At 50.3% G+C, this 17,005-nt stretch carries 22 protein-coding genes; all 22 read left to right on the plus strand.

The genetic code is table 11. The features are described 5' to 3' along the window. The first annotated feature begins 29 nt into the window (after positions 1-29). The 22 genes from EXY20_RS14235 to EXY20_RS14340 all read left to right on the plus strand — a co-directional run bounded on the left by EXY20_RS14235 (position 30) and on the right by EXY20_RS14340 (position 16,986). The gene (locus EXY20_RS14235; protein ID WP_135552133.1) at positions 30-251 is read left to right on the plus strand and encodes a hypothetical protein; all 222 of its coding nucleotides are present in this window, start codon (positions 30-32) and stop codon (positions 249-251) included. Between the two features lie 74 nt (positions 252-325). Further along, positions 326-799 (plus strand): phage holin family protein, encoded by a 474-nt coding sequence (locus EXY20_RS14240; protein WP_207671273.1) that lies wholly within the window; start codon positions 326-328, stop codon positions 797-799. Further along, positions 783-1,520 (plus strand): DUF1906 domain-containing protein, encoded by a 738-nt coding sequence (locus EXY20_RS14245; protein ID WP_135552136.1) that lies wholly within the window; start codon positions 783-785, stop codon positions 1,518-1,520. Before EXY20_RS14240 ends, EXY20_RS14245 begins: the two co-directional genes overlap by 17 nt. A gap of 142 nt (positions 1,521-1,662) precedes the next feature. Then, the gene (locus EXY20_RS14250; protein WP_135552138.1) at positions 1,663-2,850 is read left to right on the plus strand and encodes a hypothetical protein; all 1,188 of its coding nucleotides are present in this window, start codon (positions 1,663-1,665) and stop codon (positions 2,848-2,850) included. A 238-nt stretch (positions 2,851-3,088) separates the two neighbouring features. After that, entirely contained in the window at positions 3,089-3,481 is a 393-nt protein-coding gene (locus EXY20_RS38910) for a hypothetical protein (protein ID WP_167859217.1), read from the plus strand. 6 nt (positions 3,482-3,487) lie between these two features. Next, positions 3,488-4,114 carry a hypothetical protein gene (locus EXY20_RS14260; protein ID WP_135552142.1) on the plus strand — a complete coding sequence of 209 codons (627 nt, stop codon included), beginning with the start codon at positions 3,488-3,490 and terminating at the stop codon, positions 4,112-4,114. 206 nt (positions 4,115-4,320) lie between these two features. Then, entirely contained in the window at positions 4,321-4,695 is a 375-nt protein-coding gene (locus tag EXY20_RS14265; RefSeq protein ID WP_135552144.1) for a hypothetical protein, read from the plus strand. Then, a complete protein-coding gene (locus tag EXY20_RS14270; protein WP_135552146.1) occupies positions 4,685-4,948 on the plus strand; it encodes a hypothetical protein in 264 nt (87 codons plus the stop codon). Before EXY20_RS14265 ends, EXY20_RS14270 begins: the two co-directional genes overlap by 11 nt. A gap of 499 nt (positions 4,949-5,447) precedes the next feature. Then, positions 5,448-5,867, plus strand: a complete 420-nt coding sequence (locus tag EXY20_RS14275) for a TIGR03826 family flagellar region protein (RefSeq protein ID WP_135552148.1) — start codon at positions 5,448-5,450, stop codon at positions 5,865-5,867. Between the two features lie 150 nt (positions 5,868-6,017). Further along, positions 6,018-6,296, plus strand: a complete 279-nt coding sequence (gene flgM / locus EXY20_RS14280; RefSeq protein WP_135552150.1) for a flagellar biosynthesis anti-sigma factor FlgM — start codon at positions 6,018-6,020, stop codon at positions 6,294-6,296. Positions 6,297-6,329: 33 nt separating this feature from the next. Beyond that, positions 6,330-6,830, plus strand: a complete 501-nt coding sequence (locus EXY20_RS14285) for a flagellar protein FlgN (protein ID WP_135552152.1) — start codon at positions 6,330-6,332, stop codon at positions 6,828-6,830. A 24-nt stretch (positions 6,831-6,854) separates the two neighbouring features. Next, on the plus strand, positions 6,855-8,399 hold the full coding sequence (gene flgK / locus EXY20_RS14290; RefSeq protein WP_135552154.1) for a flagellar hook-associated protein FlgK: 1,545 nt from the start codon (positions 6,855-6,857) through the stop codon (positions 8,397-8,399). 52 nt (positions 8,400-8,451) lie between these two features. Next, on the plus strand, positions 8,452-9,375 hold the full coding sequence (flgL, locus tag EXY20_RS14295) for a flagellar hook-associated protein FlgL (RefSeq protein WP_135552156.1): 924 nt from the start codon (positions 8,452-8,454) through the stop codon (positions 9,373-9,375). A 21-nt stretch (positions 9,376-9,396) separates the two neighbouring features. Beyond that, a complete protein-coding gene (locus tag EXY20_RS14300) occupies positions 9,397-9,966 on the plus strand; it encodes a DUF6470 family protein (protein ID WP_235885914.1) in 570 nt (189 codons plus the stop codon). Positions 9,967-10,043: 77 nt separating this feature from the next. Then, entirely contained in the window at positions 10,044-10,490 is a 447-nt protein-coding gene (fliW, locus tag EXY20_RS14305) for a flagellar assembly protein FliW (protein ID WP_167859218.1), read from the plus strand. A gap of 15 nt (positions 10,491-10,505) precedes the next feature. After that, positions 10,506-10,739, plus strand: a complete 234-nt coding sequence (gene csrA, locus EXY20_RS14310) for a carbon storage regulator CsrA (RefSeq protein WP_135552160.1) — start codon at positions 10,506-10,508, stop codon at positions 10,737-10,739. A gap of 212 nt (positions 10,740-10,951) precedes the next feature. Further along, positions 10,952-11,764: a flagellin N-terminal helical domain-containing protein gene (locus EXY20_RS14315; protein WP_135552162.1), complete on the plus strand. Its 813-nt coding sequence runs from the start codon at positions 10,952-10,954 to the stop codon at positions 11,762-11,764. A 138-nt stretch (positions 11,765-11,902) separates the two neighbouring features. Further along, positions 11,903-12,379: a hypothetical protein gene (locus tag EXY20_RS14320; protein WP_135552164.1), complete on the plus strand. Its 477-nt coding sequence runs from the start codon at positions 11,903-11,905 to the stop codon at positions 12,377-12,379. Beyond that, the gene (locus EXY20_RS14325) at positions 12,364-14,082 is read left to right on the plus strand and encodes a motility associated factor glycosyltransferase family protein (protein WP_167859219.1); all 1,719 of its coding nucleotides are present in this window, start codon (positions 12,364-12,366) and stop codon (positions 14,080-14,082) included. The genes EXY20_RS14320 and EXY20_RS14325 overlap by 16 nt, the downstream gene beginning before the upstream one ends. A 22-nt stretch (positions 14,083-14,104) precedes the next feature. Continuing rightward, on the plus strand, positions 14,105-15,109 hold the full coding sequence (locus EXY20_RS14330; RefSeq protein ID WP_135552168.1) for an NAD-dependent 4,6-dehydratase LegB: 1,005 nt from the start codon (positions 14,105-14,107) through the stop codon (positions 15,107-15,109). Then, positions 15,106-16,293, plus strand: coding sequence for a LegC family aminotransferase (locus tag EXY20_RS14335; RefSeq protein ID WP_135552170.1), 1,188 nt, complete (start codon positions 15,106-15,108; stop codon positions 16,291-16,293). The genes EXY20_RS14330 and EXY20_RS14335 overlap by 4 nt, the downstream gene beginning before the upstream one ends. 21 nt (positions 16,294-16,314) lie before the next feature. Beyond that, on the plus strand, positions 16,315-16,986 hold the full coding sequence (locus EXY20_RS14340; RefSeq protein ID WP_135552172.1) for a class I SAM-dependent methyltransferase: 672 nt from the start codon (positions 16,315-16,317) through the stop codon (positions 16,984-16,986). Positions 16,987-17,005 lie beyond the last annotated feature (19 nt).

A 17,005-nucleotide genomic window follows, 5' to 3' on the forward strand; every position in this document is an offset into this window, starting at 1 on the left:
AGGTATTTTTTACGAGGAGATGAACGGTCATGGCAACAGCTACACCGAAAATGGAATTTCTCGTTGATTTGTCCAAACCGGCAACCGAAGCCGAAGAGGTTATTCTCGCGATCGTCAATTCGCACCCAGGGAAGGAACTCGCGATCCTTCGAGAAATCGACCTTTGGATGGCTGGCGTCATCTCTCGTATTGAAGAGGAGATGGCCCGCCGCGGAAGGGAGGCGGATCAGACGATCACGGAAAGTGAATAGGGAAAGGCGCAGTTTCGCCCCGACGACATTCGGGGCTATTTTTATGCCCATATGAGGCGAGAGGGGAAAAGGCCGTGAAATTTATTGGAACTCTTTTGTTATCGGCAGCATTCGGAGCAACTGGAAAAGAGGCTTATGCTGGCGGTCTTGTAGCTGCAGCAGGAACAGCAGCAACGATGGCAATGGGCGGATGGGATACAGCGGTTAAATTGTTGCTGATCCTCATGCTTGCCGACTACATCACCGGCTTGCTGGGCGCTCTCAAAAACCATAACGTGAATTCTGACGTGATGTTCTGGGGGGGGATTCGGAAAGGCGTCGTTTTCGGCGTGGTACTGATAGCCGTCCAGCTCGATCAATTCGCAGGTAACCCGGCGCCGATTTTCCGAACGGCAGCTTTGTATTTTTATATTGGACGAGAAGGGCTTTCTGTCATTGAAAACATCGGAATATTCGGCGTCACATTGCCTGATGGATTAAAGAAGTTTCTCGAACAATTACAACAAAAAAAGGACGAGGGGGAGGAAGGCAATGGCAAAGGGGTTTGATTGCGCGTCGCCGCTTACGTCAGCCGCGGCCGCGGCGTTTGTTCGTGATGGAATGGTGTTCGTGGCCAGATATCTCGTACCGTCGGGATGGAAGGCGCTGACCCAAGCGGAAGCCAAACTGATCAGCGACGCAGGGCTGCAATTGGTCAGCGTGTTCGAAACAACGGCCGACCGGGCGCTGGGGGGGCGCGCCGCTGGGTTGGCCGATGCGGCGACGGCGCTGAAAGTGGCGGCTGCGGTTGGTCAGCCGGAAGGCAGTTGTATTTATGCCGCGGTTGACTTTGACGCCACGGCCGCACAAATGTCGACGGTGATCGAGTATATCAAAGCGTTTGCGGAGGCGACACCCGGATATACTACGGGCGTATACGGGTCATACAAGGTTGTGGAGGCAGTGTTGGCTGCTGGTGCTTGTTCGCGCGGGTGGCAGACATACGCATGGAGCGGTAAAAAGCGATCTTGGAAGGCGCAAATATATCAGTATGAAAATGATGTTGAAGAAAACGGAATCGGGATTGATCGAAACGAATCTTATGGTTCGGAAGGATTTTGGAGCTTGCAAAGCGGGAGTGAAGAATACGTGATGAAACAAGAAGATGCGAACAAAGTGATTGAGCTTCTAAGTGCGGTCTGGAACATGCTACCGAACGAGGAAGCCAAAGACGAGGTTCATCGACTCGCCAATGAGTTGCGGAAGGTGAGCGGACAACTGGTAGGTTAGCAACGACTTATTTTGAATAGTAACATTGATCCCCCTAGTGACGCACATATGTTCCCGATTGATTATAATGTAAATATAATACATTATAGGTACATTGGATCATGTCGGAATTTGTAAAACACGTCATTAGGGGGATGCTTTGGTGCTTACAATTGAAACTTTGTTAAATATTCAAATTCAAGAGCTTAAACAATTTTTTACCCAACACGCGGTTCCGGGTCGCACGAGTCTATTTTCAGGTGGTTCGACTAGGGGTAAATATATAGAGATATTGAATTTTATAAATGCTGAACTCAAGAATCCAAAACCTAAGTTTACCAAGGCGGAGTTTGACCTCTTTTTATTTGAGCATTTGTTTTTTTCAAATACTAACTACCAATTCCTCTATAAATACGACAATTTTTTTGCGTCAGTTAATACTTCTATAGATGATGCCATTGCTACATTTAAAGGAATCACTGAATTAAGATTCAATAGGTGGTTGAGTAACACCCCGAATTTTAATCTTGAGTATAATATTTATACTACAAGAATCGATTCTGAAAATGATAAATTAAAGGCTGTCCATTTCATATTACAGATGGGCAAGGTTGAATCGCGATTTGGAGAAACCAATGTATTTATAGGCATCACAATAGATTTAGTAAATAAAGTGTTATTGATAAAATTCAACTACAAGCAGTTTGAAGAAATCCGAAAGGAACCACTGAGTCTGGTTAAAGAGATTAAAAATGTTTTAATGGGATTTGGGAAAAGTGGAAAGCCATTCTCAGAGTTAAACCTTAATATAGTTTCGCTTGGTGATAAAGAAGCCCGGGAAGCGATATACTTCATGTTTGAAGAATTGAGCCGAGAAGCAGAAAATCTTCTAAATTCACGAATAAATCCCGAAACAGATGCCAAAATCATTGCATTTTTAAATAGTATGGGTATAGGAAAAGTGGAAGATGATTATATTGAACAAATAAAAGCGGTTGTGTTTCAAGATATCAGCAAGGAGATCGGAGATGATACATTCGAACACGGCTGGGTGTTTAGGTTTCATTTCAGAGAAGGGGATCATACTAGGGCATCATCAACACAGGAGAACAAATTACCTGTGTATTCCTCTAAGACCTTTTGGCAGCTAAAGGAACTAATTTATCGGGAACAAGAAATGTACGAGGCGGGGTTCCATTGGTTTATGAGTAGCGACGACCCAGAGGAATTTGTAGATATACGAATTGAATCAAGAAATGATACAATCATATTGCATTATTATTATCGCATGAGGATGGGCAGAAGGGAGAAGGAACAATTTGTTATACAAAAGGTTACTCAATATTTATAATAGTACCCGCTGTCATGAATATTATCCAATCGAACTTATAGGCGATTTGTATCAATTTGTACGGTCACAAATAGTAAGAGGTAAACAATATATAAATCCTTACTCATTCGCGCAATTACACAACATGAATGTGAAGCAGGTTATTCCGTTTTTTTTATATTTTTCTCAAGAAGATGGTGTGTTTGATGTCATTTTCTTCTTTGATTGTTCGCGGCCAACTTGTTACAGTAGGATAATGATGGATGAAAAAGAAGTACATTCAGCTTCTGCAGAAGATACAGTAACATGTCAAGAATGCGAAAAGGAATACGTAATTCATGACATACTACCCTTCTTAAAAGCATATTTTAAGCTTAAACCGCATATTGAATTAGAACCTAATAATTATCCATTTACACGTTCTGATTCTAATTCAACTTATGAAGCCTTTAAAGGATTGCCCGATCATTTAAAGCAGGTGTCCCCTTCGTCCTCAGATGATCAATCTCGGAACATTATCGATGAAGGGGACTTTCCCACGCAAATCCCCGCGAAGCACATTTTTGAAGGAAATGTGGATGGCAATGGACATATTATTTCTCCGATGATTGCTAAATTCTATTCTGAACTTCCCTTCATTTACGAGGTATAACATTCAATGCTCAAAAAATTTACAAGTTATTCGCAAATAACCTTAGGATTCTGCACAGGACTATTTATCTCGTTTCTTACCACAGTGCTAGTTTTTCAAGAACAATTGTTCGATAAGCCTTGGGATATTTTATGGGCTGGAGTTTTTGGGGTAACTGGTTCTTTAATTGGCGGTATTTCAGCTTTTTTTATTGCTCTAGCCCAACTTAATTCTATGGTGGAATCAGAAAAGAAAAAAAACGATGAACATCAAAGCATGTTATCCTTAATGATTAAAGATCAATTAGAGAAAAACATTGCTGCCGTTCAATTTATAAAGAATACAATACCACCTCCTGACGGGTATGAAGAATTGTCGAGATTACTGATTGCTGAAGACAAGATAATGATGAACGCTATTATGTTAATGAGCGAAAAGATTGACATAGAATATTTGGTACATTTGCGTGCAGAATTAAAAGGACTAAAATACTTGAAATTACATAGCCTTATTGGAAATTTAATCGAAATACAAAAAACGATAAATCAATTGCTAACTCTAAAATACGATCGTCTAATACATGCGAATTTAAAATCTATTGTTACTCAGAGTGAAACGTTTTTAAAGAATTTCAACAATCATGACTGGGACTAATTTATACTTTAGATCATATCATCCGCCGTTTGGTGTTTACAGCATAAACCAAATACGTTATATTAAGAATGTCCGAAAGAATCGGCGCAATGAGCCCCAGCGGAAGCACCGCTTGAGGGCTCTTTTTATTTTGCCGTCTTGATTAATCGTTCTGTTCGTTCGTATAATATAAGAACAAATGTTCTCGTATTGGGGGCGGACCGACGATGGAAAAGGCTGTGAAAGAACTAATCCGCGATTGTATCTTGCTGCCTGCCGCAATTCGTGATGTACACAGCAATGCACGTGATATCTCTGCTGGAGTGTTGCAAAAACTATGCATCCTAACGGCGAAGGCGCTGCATGATCGACTCGTACTTGATTATCAAGCGGCGACGCGGGAGCTTCGCAGCCATGGATGCACGGTTATACTGGGGCCGAACGAGCAGGCGAGGCAAGCATATATTGTCCGGAGCCGCGGCGGATCGGAGCGCACGATATGGCTCGACAACATTGCGGCAAAATTCGAAACGAAAACGATAATTGAGCGCTATATGGCTGAACTGGAAACTTATCTGGAGGAAAAGCGGCATGCACAGTGAGCGACAACTGACGGACACTGAACGCAAGATTCTGCAAATCCTTTGGAATTGCAATCATAACACAGCCATCCAGATTGATTTGGCCAAACTGGAACTGTATTCCGGCCGTAAGAAACCTGATATACTGAATTCGTTGCGCGAGTTGGCCGCGACTCACTATGTGGAGTGGGAAGAGAAGACGCTGATCGCGAAGGTTATCCAACTACCAGGAATACAGGCACCGGGACGACCATGGGGAGCATGGCCGGATTGATAAAGCCTCGAGAATTGCCTCGGGGCTTCTGGTACTTATTCTTGAAACAGGATACGTTGTGACGACCGGCAGCACGCTTAACGAATGCGCAGCGGTGCTCGAGCGCACGCTGGATGCAGACGTATACGGGATTACGTGGGCGCGGTAGAACGCGGTCATAGTTTTTGCAGCAAGCGTACTTGCTTCGAATAAGCCATGTTTGATTGGCTATTCCGTCAAAATTAGCGGGCAGCACGGAAATAGCCAGTAAAATCACTGGCTATTTCCGTGAAACGACCGATTTTGAGGCGTTTGGGTTGCATTAGCCAGTGTTTTCACTGGTTATTTTTGACGATCGGAGGGAAAGCGGACGAATAAGCCATTTTACATGGGCTATTTTAAAACAGGCGCGCTTCTGGCCCTGCTTACAGGTATATTTTCCCGATGTCACCTGTACAACTTGCCGTACAATAAGGTAAACTAGTCGTAGAATTGTTGCAAGCTGGATAGGGGGAGTCCGATGAATGTCGAAAATTGTCCGCGCTGCGGAAGGGTATTTGCCAAAAATTTTCGCGATATTTGTCCGGCGTGCATGAAGGATATCGACAACCAATACGAAACCGTGTACAAATATTTGAAAGAGAACCGCGGCTGCACCATCTCGGAGTTGAGCGAAGCTACCGATGTGCCGGTGAAGCAGATTACGAGGTTTATCCGGGAAGGGCGGATTTCGATCCGCAGCGCGCCCAATATCGGGTATCCGTGCGAGGTGTGCGGCACGCCGATCCGCGAGCATGCAATGTGCGAGTCTTGCCGCTTGCGGCTGGCCAAAGAAATGCAGAATTCCGACGAAGACCGGCAGCGCGCGGAAGCCAATCGGTTGAAAGAGAACCAGATCAGCTTCAACATCAAGGACCGGTTGCAGGACCGTTTCCGCTAATCGGGCCCCGGTAGGTAATTGGATCGATTTTTGCGCGAATAATGTGACTTTTTTAACATAATATAAAGTTTCTCCTTTTCCGTGCCGATAATAGAAGTAACAATTATCGGTCTTTTTATTTTTCCGCGATAGATGATGAGGTGACAGTCCATGAAGATCAACGAGACGGGCCGCATAGGGGCGGTGCAGCAGATCCGCCGTCACGACGCCAAGCTGGCCGGAATGGCCGACCGCAAGAAGATGAAGGACGAGGTGCAAATTTCGCCGGAGGCGAAGGAGCTTCTCGGCGCCAGGGGCGCAGCGTCCGCGCAACCGGTCAGCGAAGCCAGAAGACAGCTCGTGGAGCAGCTCAAGCATTCGGTGTCCGCAGGAACGTATTCCGTCGATCCGCGAACAGTCGCCGAACGGCTTTTGCCATACATCAAGTAAGTCAACATTTTCTCACAGGAACGGGTGAAGCCGATGCCGGCAGGACGATTGATCCAATCGATGGCGCGCCTGGTCGAGCTGCACCGGGAGATGCTCGAGCTCGGCGAACGCAAGACCGAGACGATCGTGCACAACCGCGTGGCGGAGCTCAACCAGATCGTGAACAAGGAATCCAAGCTGATCAAGCTGATCACCGAAACGGACCGCGAGCGCATCGAAGCGATCGGGCAGTTTCTGATCGCCAAGGGCTATAAGCCGAATCCGTACGTCACGATCAGCGACTTGTCGAGAGTCGTCACGCGCGCGGAGGACAAGATGGCGCTTCTCGCCGAACAGGCCGAGCTGGCCGGTGTGCTGCAGAAGCTCAAGGAACGCAACGCGCTTAACCAGCAGCTGATCGAGCACTCGCTGTCTTTTATCGACTATTCGCTCAACGTGATGACCGGCTTTGACGATAACGGCGCTACTTACCAGCACCCGGGCCAGACGACTCACTATACGCAGCGCTCGGGGCTGTTCGATACGAGAGCCTAGCAAGCGGGAAGGGGAACAACACCAATGCGTTCTACATTTCATTTGCTGGAAACGGCCCAGCGCGCGTTGTTCACGCAGCAAGCCGCATTGCAGACGACGGGGCAGAACGTGGCCAACGCCAACACCGCCGGCTATTCCAGACAAGTTGTCAATATGCAAGCCACTCGCCCGATCGAAGCCGTCGGCATGTCCCATTCGACCGTTCCCGGTCAGCTCGGTACGGGCGTCGAGTTCGGATCGATTACCCGCATAAGAGAGAAGTTTCTCGACGACCAGTTCCGCAACGAGAACAAGACGCTCGGCAGTTGGACGGTTCGCCAGGATACGCTTGAGAAGCTGGAGTCCATTATCAACGAGCCGTCCGATACGGGCGTGCGCACCGTAATGGAGAATTTTTGGAAAGCCTGGTCGGACTTGAGCAAAGACCCGGAGAAGACCGACGGCCGCAAGATCGTCCGCGAGAACGCGCTTGCGCTGGCCGATGCGTTCAATTCGACAAGCAAGCAGTTGAGCGATCTGAGCAGCGATTTGACGCAGAACATCGGTGTGAACGTCGGACAGGCGAATACGCTGCTGACGACCATTGCCAGCCTGAACGGGGAAATCATGCGGGTGGAAACGTTCGGCGACAATGCCAACGATCTGCGCGACCAGCGCGATTTGCTGACCGATCAGCTGTCCAAGATCATGAATATTCAAGTGCAGGATACGGATACGGGATATACGATCACGATGGGCAGCGTGCAATTGCTCGAGTTCGATACGCCAACGGAGCTGACTTCGCAAATGATGACGGATGCGTTCTCCGCGGGCGATTTGAACAGCGGCGAACTATACGGCATGATTTATTCGCGCGATCAATACGTCGCCAATTACCAGCAGGAACTGGACAAGCTGGCGAACACGTTCGCCAACGGGGCGGTTACCATCACGATCCCGAAGGGATCGATATTGCCGGAAGGCACCGAACTGGACGGTGTCGTGTACACCGGAGATACGAGACTGCTCACGGAAGATTTGACCGTAACCGTAAACGGCATCAACGGCCTTCACAGGCTTGGTTACACGTTCGACGGCACGTCGGACGCGGGCGGCGATTTTTTTGTCGGCACGGACGCGGCTTCCTTCCAGGTCAGCGAGGAGATCAAAGGAAACGCCAACTTGATCGCCACTTCCATGCGTACAACGGGAACGGAAGCTGACGATCCCGTAATCAAGGGCAACAACACGCTGGCTCTGCTGATGTCGCAGTTGAAGGATCGGAAGTTCACGTTCCCTTCAGGCGAAGGAGGCTCGGACACGATCGCGACGGTGGACGACTATTTCCGGTCGTTCGTAGGGCAATTGGGCGTGCAGACGCTGGAGGCGACGCGCCAAGCGACGAATCAGCAAATTCTGGTCAATCAGGTCGATTCGCGGCGGATGGCCGTGAGCAGCGTTTCGCTCGACGAAGAAATGTCGAACATGATTAAGTTTCAGCATGCTTACGGCGCCGCCGCCCGGGTGATGACCGTATTCGACGAAATGCTCGACAAGATCATCAACGGCATGGGTGTCGTTGGCAGATAAGCAGATAACAGGATAGTTCCGTGACAAGCGGTCAGGAAGGAGCATTCGCGCGATGCCGGCAAGAGTGACGCAAGGGATGATTAATGCCCAGCTCATGAGAAATTTGAGCTCCAATTTGCAGCGCATGGATAAATGGCAGAACCAGTTGACGACAGGTCGCCGCATCAACGCGCCCTCCGACGATCCGGTCGGCATTACGTTTTCGCTTCGTTACCGGACCGAACTGGCGGCCAACGACCAATACCAGCGCAATGTCGATTCGGCGATCTCGGCGCTGGATTACGTCGACACGACGATGAATCAGGCCGGCGAAGTGATGCAGCGGCTGCGCGAATTGGCCGTATCGGGGGCAACCGATACGAACCCGCAGACGGCACGGGACGCCATCAAGAATGAAGTCAAGCAGTTGTACGATCAACTGGTCGGGATCGGCAACAGCAGCTTCAACGGCAAATTTGTGTTCAACGGCCAATTGACGGATACACAGCCGTACTCGACGGAGCCGATTTCGGACGATCCGGATGCGATTCACGCGCAAGACAACAGCACCGATACCGGAGAAATCCTGTACCAGCTTGGCGCGGGGACGCAGATCGCCACCAACATTACCGGCGACTCCTTTTTCGGCGCTGCCGGTGACGAGGATAATGCATTCCAGGTTATTACGGACCTGTATAACAGCTTAAACAACGGCGATACGAACGGCGTTTCGCAGGCGCTTGGCAAGATCGATTCGCGCATCGACAAGATGCTCCAGATCCGTTCGGAGGTCGGGGCAAGGTCGAACCGGATCGAACTGATCCAGCAGCGGCTGACCGATATCGACACGAACTTGCAGGCGCTTCAGTCGAAGACGGAGGATGCCGATATTCCCGGCGTCATCACCAACCTGAAGATGGCCGAAAACGTATACCAGTCCTCGCTCTCTGTTGGCGCCCAACTGATTAAGCCGAGTCTGGTGGATTTCCTTAAGTAAGGGTGGTGACCTTTCGTGACGATGATTCCGTTCCCGCAAATTGAAATTCGGCAAACGCCGGCGAAGCTGGGCATCGACGCGGATTTGGGCGAATACAGCATCCGGCAGCCGAAAGCGACGTACGAAATGAAACGGATTCCTTCGCAGTTGGAAATCCATTCGCAGCAAGCCGATATGAAGATCGACCAGATGCGGGCCTGGGACGCGCTCGGTTTGGGCAATGTGCTGGAATCGATGCATCGCATTTATGCGCAGGCGCGCACCGTGGCGCTGCAAGGGATCGAACGGATCGTGCAGGACGGCAACCGAATGGCCGCCATTCATACCGGGGAGAATGCGATTGCGGAAATTGCGAAACGATGGGGACAATCCAGGCAGGAGTTCGATTATTACGGTCCTGCCTCCATTGATAATGTGGATGTCGAATTCCATGCTCGCAAGCCTAACATTGTCGTGACGGACGGAAGAATCGAAGTAAACGCCAGACCGAACCGGCCGGAAATCGATTATACGCGGGGCAAGCTGGATATTTATGTACTGCAATACGGCAAGGTCGACATCATGCCGCCGCAAATTGATTTGAAGCTGTAAACGGGTATAATCAAAGCTATAGGCCGAAAGCCATAGCTTTTTTTCTATTCTGGGAGATGGACGGGAGAGGATCGACCGTGAAATTGGAAACGCTAAGCTTGGGGGCTGTGGAGTACGGGGAGGAAGACGTCTATTCGTTTGAACAGGGCGTGCCCGGTTTCGAAGAACTGCAGCGCTATCTTGTCATTCAGCCGGATCGCGAGCTTCCATTCTGCTTCATGCAATCGACGGAGGATGCCAGCATCTCGTTTATTGTGATGAACCCGTTCCTGTTGTTCCCGGATTACCAATTCGATCTCAGCCAAGCCGTCAAGGACGAACTGCTGATCGGATCGGATTCCGCGATCGCCGTCTGGTGCATCGTCAGCGTGGGAGACCGACAGGAAGCGACGATCAATTTGCTGGCCCCGATTGTGCTGAACATCGATGCAAAAAAAGGAAGACAGATCATTCTGCACCAGTCGGCGTACAAAACGAAACATCCGTTAACAGGCCTGTCGAATCAAGAGGCGACGACGGTATAAGAGAGGGGGAGCGGCATGCTGGTATTGGCACGCAAGAAAGGCGAGTCCATTATGATCGGCGATCAGGTCGAGCTTACGGTGCTAAGCGTGGACGGCGACACGATCAAAATAGGCATCAGCGCCCCGAAAGATGTCGAAGTGTATCGCAAGGAAATCTACGACAGCATCCGTCAAACGAATGTGGAGGCATCGCAATCGGCGCAAAATTCGGGCCGGTTGAGCGACATGCTGCGAAAAAAATCCAAATAAAACGATTTTTGTGATTTGGGTTGCTTCAACCGTCAAAATGATGCGGAAATTCCGCGAAATCTCGCGAAAAAAAATAATTTCCCTCTTCATTTCTCGCAAACGGATTACGATAAAGATACTAGACACTATTTTGCAGGGCGGCCGACCTGCGGAATAGTAATACTATGTCCACACGGATGTGGAAAACACAACTTCAAGGAGGAAGAATTGACATGAGAATTAACCACAACATCGCTGCACTGAACACGCATCGCGCATTGTCCATGAACTCGCTCGACTCTTCGAAATCGCTGGAGAAACTGTCGTCCGGCCTGCGGATCAACCGCGCTGGCGACGACGCTGCAGGCTTGGCGATTTCCGAGAAAATGCGCGGCCAAATTCGCGGTCTGGAAATGGCTTCGAAGAACGCGCAAGACGGTATCTCCCTGATCCAAACGGCTGAAGGCGCGTTGAACGAAGTTCACTCGATTCTGCAACGTATGCGCGAACTCGCTGTTCAGTCGGCGAACGACACGAACACGAACGAAGACCGCGCCGAGCTGCAGAAGGAAGTTAACGCGCTGGTTGAAGAAATCAACCGTGTCGCGAAGAACACCGAGTTCAATACGCAAACCTTGCTTGCCGGTACGTTCACAGGCAAGCTGATCCACATCGGTGCGAACATCAGCCAGAACCTGTCCGTATCGATCACCAGCATGGCGGCTTCCGCTCTGGGTATCAGCGGCATCAGCATTTCCGGTCAAACCGGCGCCAACTCGGCAATCTCCGTGCTCGACAAGGCAATCAGCCAAGTTTCGTCGCAGCGTGCTTCCCTCGGTGCGATCCAGAACCGTCTGGAGCACACGATCAACAACCTGGGAACGGCTTCCGAGAACTTGACTGCCGCCGAATCGCGTATTCGTGACGTGGATATGGCGAAAGAAATGATGAACTTCACCAGAAACAACATTCTTACCCAAGCGGCTCAGGCGATGCTTGCGCAAGCGAATCAACAACCGCAAGGCGTTCTCCAGCTTCTCCGTTAATAATTGGCAATGAAAGAACAGTTTCACATGGTTTATAATTATAGATAGCCCGATACGGGCTATCTATAATTATTATAACGGACTGAGGTGACTGCAGTGATCAGGATTGGCGAGCAATCATTTTCCAGAAAGTCGAATATGGAAGATACTTTGGCGATGATCCGCCAATATGCGAGAGATGAACAGGTCATTGTGACCAATGAAGAAGGCGAGGCGCTCGATGAAGAGCAAATCCGCGATTGGTTGAACGAGCATGATATTGCAACCTTTCAAGTGAAGCAAGTGCAAGAGCTCGAAAGGGAAACTATTGCGTCCTTGATCGAGTACATCGATCATGCGCAAATCCGAATTGGAGAACTGGTGGAGGAGACGAACGCCGGCATTATTTATCAAGCCTTCGCGGAAATGATCGAATCCCTTCAATATATCGAAAGTGTGACGCAATATTTTGGCATTACGAACGTGTCCGCGGAGCGAATCAAGATCTTGTCCGAGCGCGCGCTGCAACAAATCGAATTGGACAACTCCAGCTACATAATCGACCTGTTTGAATTCGAATGTCTGCCTTTGCTACTTCGGATAAGGGAGTCATTGGAACAATGGAAAATCAACTGACCGGGTACACCATAACGGAGCAGCTATCGGATTCCGGCGAGAAGGTGTATGTATATACGGAGCCGGACGGGAAGACCGTACCGCTCAACTCGCTTTATTCGCCCGCAAGGGAAGCGCAGCGGTTTCTGAAGCCTTATCTGGACAAGAAGAAGTTTTTTGCACTGGTGGGGACAGGAAACGGGGCGCTGCTTAAAGAGTGGCTGAGAATGGAAAGCGCCTTCGTTTATTTGTACGTGATCGAACCGTTCCAGGAACTGGAGTTTGACGATGAACTAAAGGCACTTCTTGCCGCGAACAAAAAAGTCGCCTTCGAATATTTGCGCGACTTGTCTACGTCTACCATGAAATTTCGTTCGATGATCGAGAAATTCGGGGGCGTCGAATTCGAGGTTATCCTCCATCCGCATTACGATAAAACGCAAACGCAATATTTAAAAGATACGATCGCCAGGCTGAGCGAAAGCTCCAAAATGTCGATCATTAACCAAAATACGCAGAAGAAGTTCCGCAAGGACTGGATCGTGGAACCGCTGCTGAACCTGGAGTACACGGCGGGATTAACGTTAATCAGCGAGTTGAAAGGCAAGTTCGCCGGACAGAAAGCGGTGCTGGCCGCGGCGGGGCCGTCTTTGAAGGAAAATATCGAGACGGTGAAGCGACTGCAGCAGTCGGCTTATATTTTTGCGGCGGGGTCCGCTTTGAACGGGTTGCTCAACAACGGCATCACCCCCGATTACGCCGTAAGCTTGGACTCCAGTATTATTAACTATGAATCGCACTTCAAAGATACGGGCTTTCAGGGTCCTCTCATCTACCAACCGATTCTTAATTCCAATATATTACGCGAACATCAGGGTACGGCGATTGCGGTCGGATGTTTCGTCGACGATGTAACGAAGCTCGCCATTCCCGATTTGCCCATTTTCCCGTCTGCTCCGTCGGTTGCTATTTTTACACTGCAGGTCATTCAATATTTGGGGTTTGAAACGGTTTACCTGATCGGACAGGACTTGGCGCTTGTTGGCGGCAAATATTATGCCGATGGGGTTCACCAGACCGATACCAGCGGAAAGCAAAAAATCTCGTTGCAGGTAGAAAGCAACTCCGGTGAGATGGTGGGAACGACTTACGGATTGAACACGTTTTTGCAAACGTTTGTCGGCATGGTGCGCCAAATCGATAAAGCGAAGATGCAATTGTACAATTTGTCCAAGCATGGCGCCAAGATTGAAGGCGTTCCATACTTGCCGGTCGAGGAGTTGCCGGAATTGCCGCCGCGTGAGGAGCAGCACATTGTCCTGAAGCCGAAACTTGCGTCCGCTGAAGGGATTAAGCATATACACGAAATAGTAGACGAGTTCAAGCGGTTGTCCGAATTGATGAAGCGAACGAACAAGCGGCTCAGCTATATCAAGGAACGCGTCGTATCGTTCGATGATTTGAAGAAAACGTTGCGGGCGCTGAAGCGCGTCAGGAAAAATCCGTTGCTCGAAAACGTATTTTTGGCGCAGTTTTCGTTTACGGTTCAGAAGATGAACAATATTTTTGAATATCAATTGGACAATGCCGTCCATTCCAATGAAGACCGTGTGACAATGACGAGTGAAATCAAAAAGCTGTTCCTCGAGGTCGAAAAGTTTCTCGGCGACGTTCTGTCCGATTCGCGACTGGAGTGTTTTCTGAAGGAAGATGAAGCTGGTTGAACAGAAGGAGTCGTGCTAAACCATGAGACGGGGCAAAATACTGGTTACCGGTGCCGACGGATTCATCGGTTCGCATCTTGCGGAGGCACTCGTGCGGAGCGGCCATGACGTGCGGGCATTCGTGCTGTACAACTCGTTCAATTCCCGAGGCTGGCTGGACAGCAGTCCGAAAGAAATCGTCAGCGAGATGGAAATTTTTGCTGGGGATATTCGCGATCCGTACGGCGTGAAGCATGCGATGAAAGGCTGCGACGTTGTGCTCCATCTGGCGGCTCTGATCGCCATTCCGTATTCGTATCACTCCCCTGATACTTACGTCGATACGAACGTCAAAGGGACGCTCAATGTGGTGCAAGCGGCCAGGGAGCTGGAGGTTGCGAAGGTCGTCCACACCTCGACCAGCGAAGTGTATGGCACCGCGCAGTATGTGCCGATTGACGAACGCCATCCGCTGCAGGGACAATCGCCGTATTCCGCCTCGAAAATTGGCGCGGACCAAATCGCGATGTCCTTTTACAGCTCTTTTCGGACGCCGGTGTCGATCGTTCGTCCGTTCAACACCTACGGACCGAGGCAATCGGCTCGCGCCGTTATTCCCACGATCATTACTCAGTTAAACAGACAGTTCAAGTCGATTAAACTGGGCTCCTTGCACCCGACAAGAGATTTTAACTACGTTGACGATACGGTGGACGGATTTATTCAGGTGATGAATGCGGAGCAATCCGTGGGAGAGGTCATCAATATCGGCAGCAACTACGAAATTTCGATCGGCGAAACGGCCGCGCTGATCGCCGAACTGATGGGCCAAGAGCTCGAAATCGTGGCGGATGAAGAGCGGATGCGCCCCGAGAAGAGTGAAGTAGAACGATTGTGGGCCGACAATGCGAAAGCGAAGCAGTTGCTCGGCTGGGAACCGAAGTATGCAGGCATCGACGGGCTCAGGAGAGGGCTGAGGGCGACAATCGACTGGTTCTCTGCCGAAGACAACATGCGCCTCTACCGGCCCGAGGTTTACAATATATGAACCAAACGGCATGGATGGAGTCGGTACGGGCGGCCATCGAACAGGTATTGCCGGACCGCAAGCCGTTTACACCGCTGCATGAGCCATATTTTGCCGGGAACGAGTGGGAGTACGTCAAGTCTTGTCTGGATACGGGGTGGGTGTCGTCCGTAGGTGAGTATGTGACCCGGTTCGGACAGGAGTTGGCTGCATACACGGGCGCAAAATACGCGATCCCGGTCGTTAACGGGACGGCGGCGCTGCAAATTTGTTTGCTGCTAGCCGGCGTCGAGACCGGGGACGAGGTGCTGATCCCCTCGCTTTCCTTTGTCGCTACGGCCAATGCGGTTGCTTATTGCGGGGCGATACCGCACTTTGTCGATAGCGAAGAACGGTCGCTGGGCATCGATGCCGCGAAGCTGGAGCGCTATCTGACCGAAATTGCGATCGTGGAGCAAGGCGAATGCCGGAACAGGCTGACCGGCCGCAAGATCAAGGCGCTTGTGCCGATGCATACCTTTGGCCATCCCGTTGACCTGGACCCGCTGCTGGCCATATGCGATACCTACAACCTCGAATTGATCGAAGATGCCGCCGAGTCGCTCGGTTCTTCCTACAAAGGGGTACACACGGGCAATTTCGGGAAACTGGCGGCGCTCAGCTTTAACGGCAATAAAGTGATTACTACCGGCGGCGGCGGCGCGATTCTAACGAATGACGAGTTCTTGGCCCGCGAAGCCAGGCATTTGACAACCACCGCAAAAGTGCCGCATGAATGGGCGTTCATTCACGACCGCGTCGGGTACAATTATCGTTTGCCCAATCTGAATGCGGCGCTCGGATGCGCACAGTTGGAGCAACTGCCCCGTTTCCTGGACCAGAAGCGGCAATTGGCGGATCGATATCGCGAGGCTCTCCGTCCCCTGGCGGGAATTTCTTTTCTGGAGGAGCCGAACTATGCCAGGAGCAACTACTGGCTGAACGCCCTGGTGCTTGACAGGCCATTGGCGGCACACCGCGACGAATTGCTGCGCATGCTGAACGACGCCGGCTTGATGTCGCGGCCGCTGTGGGAACCGTTGCATCGACTGCCGATGTACGACCATTGTCCGCGCATGCCGCTGGAAACCGCGGAATCGTTGGCCGCACGAGTCGTGAATATCCCGAGCAGTCCGCAGTTGATGGCATCGCACACAACCAATTAAACTCAGAAAGCAGGGAATCTTATGTCGACCAATATTAACGTGGAAACCTGGAATGCCGTTTATTCGGAAGGAAGAAGCTTGCTGCAATACCCGGATGAAGCGGTCGTGACGTACCTGGTGCGCAATAAAGACAGCTTGAAGCGCGGCATTGACGTCGCATGCGGCGCCGGCCGGCATACGTTCCTGATGGCCGAGATGGGGCTGGAGGCTCACGGAATCGACAGTTCTTCCGCATCGATCGCCTTCGCTACGGAAAAGGCGGCGCGTCGCGGCATCAGCAACGTTAATTTTGCCAATATTCTGGCACAGGATATCCAGCATGAAAGCCAGTCGTTCGATATTGCGATCGTCTGGGGATTGTTTCACTATCTGACGAATGAGGACCAAGCCAAGGTGTTGTCCGAAGTAAGCCGCATCCTGAAGCCAGGCGGCAAATTGCTGTGCACCCTGCGTTCCTCCGTTGACACTCGCGCGGAAAAAGGAATCGAAGTAGAGCCGAACCGATACAAAGTCGAATATTTTGACGAAGACACCAAAACGCCGAAATACACGCTGATGTATTTCTGGGATGAAGCCGGCGTACGCGGATTTTTCCGCTCGTTCTCCGATATTACGATGGGGCATCGCACGATCGAACCGATGGGCAAATTGGCCAACAAAACCGCGCATTGGCTGATCGCTGCGACCAAATAATCCGCCATGGGGGATGTTG

Origin of the sequence: Paenibacillus cymbidii, assembly GCF_004764705.1 — a bacterium.
GTDB classification, from domain to species: Bacteria; Bacillota; Bacilli; order Paenibacillales; family NBRC-103111; genus Paenibacillus_AN; species Paenibacillus_AN cymbidii.

Coding starts and splice junctions, on each gene's coding strand:
- EXY20_RS14235 (WP_135552133.1), top strand. CDS start 30: ATGGCAACAGCTACACCGAAAATGGAATTTCTCGTTGATTTGTCCAAA.
- EXY20_RS14245 (WP_135552136.1), top strand. CDS start 783: ATGGCAAAGGGGTTTGATTGCGCGTCGCCGCTTACGTCAGCCGCGGCC.
- EXY20_RS38910 (WP_167859217.1), top strand. CDS start 3,089: ATGGATGAAAAAGAAGTACATTCAGCTTCTGCAGAAGATACAGTAACA.
- EXY20_RS14260 (WP_135552142.1), top strand. CDS start 3,488: ATGCTCAAAAAATTTACAAGTTATTCGCAAATAACCTTAGGATTCTGC.
- EXY20_RS14265 (WP_135552144.1), top strand. CDS start 4,321: ATGGAAAAGGCTGTGAAAGAACTAATCCGCGATTGTATCTTGCTGCCT.
- EXY20_RS14270 (WP_135552146.1), top strand. CDS start 4,685: ATGCACAGTGAGCGACAACTGACGGACACTGAACGCAAGATTCTGCAA.
- EXY20_RS14275 (WP_135552148.1), top strand. CDS start 5,448: ATGAATGTCGAAAATTGTCCGCGCTGCGGAAGGGTATTTGCCAAAAAT.
- flgM (WP_135552150.1), top strand. CDS start 6,018: ATGAAGATCAACGAGACGGGCCGCATAGGGGCGGTGCAGCAGATCCGC.
- EXY20_RS14285 (WP_135552152.1), top strand. CDS start 6,330: ATGCCGGCAGGACGATTGATCCAATCGATGGCGCGCCTGGTCGAGCTG.
- flgK (WP_135552154.1), top strand. CDS start 6,855: ATGCGTTCTACATTTCATTTGCTGGAAACGGCCCAGCGCGCGTTGTTC.
- flgL (WP_135552156.1), top strand. CDS start 8,452: ATGCCGGCAAGAGTGACGCAAGGGATGATTAATGCCCAGCTCATGAGA.
- EXY20_RS14300 (WP_235885914.1), top strand. CDS start 9,397: ATGATTCCGTTCCCGCAAATTGAAATTCGGCAAACGCCGGCGAAGCTG.
- csrA (WP_135552160.1), top strand. CDS start 10,506: ATGCTGGTATTGGCACGCAAGAAAGGCGAGTCCATTATGATCGGCGAT.
- EXY20_RS14315 (WP_135552162.1), top strand. CDS start 10,952: ATGAGAATTAACCACAACATCGCTGCACTGAACACGCATCGCGCATTG.
- EXY20_RS14320 (WP_135552164.1), top strand. CDS start 11,903: ATGGAAGATACTTTGGCGATGATCCGCCAATATGCGAGAGATGAACAG.
- EXY20_RS14325 (WP_167859219.1), top strand. CDS start 12,364: ATGGAAAATCAACTGACCGGGTACACCATAACGGAGCAGCTATCGGAT.
- EXY20_RS14330 (WP_135552168.1), top strand. CDS start 14,105: ATGAGACGGGGCAAAATACTGGTTACCGGTGCCGACGGATTCATCGGT.
- EXY20_RS14335 (WP_135552170.1), top strand. CDS start 15,106: ATGAACCAAACGGCATGGATGGAGTCGGTACGGGCGGCCATCGAACAG.
- EXY20_RS14340 (WP_135552172.1), top strand. CDS start 16,315: ATGTCGACCAATATTAACGTGGAAACCTGGAATGCCGTTTATTCGGAA.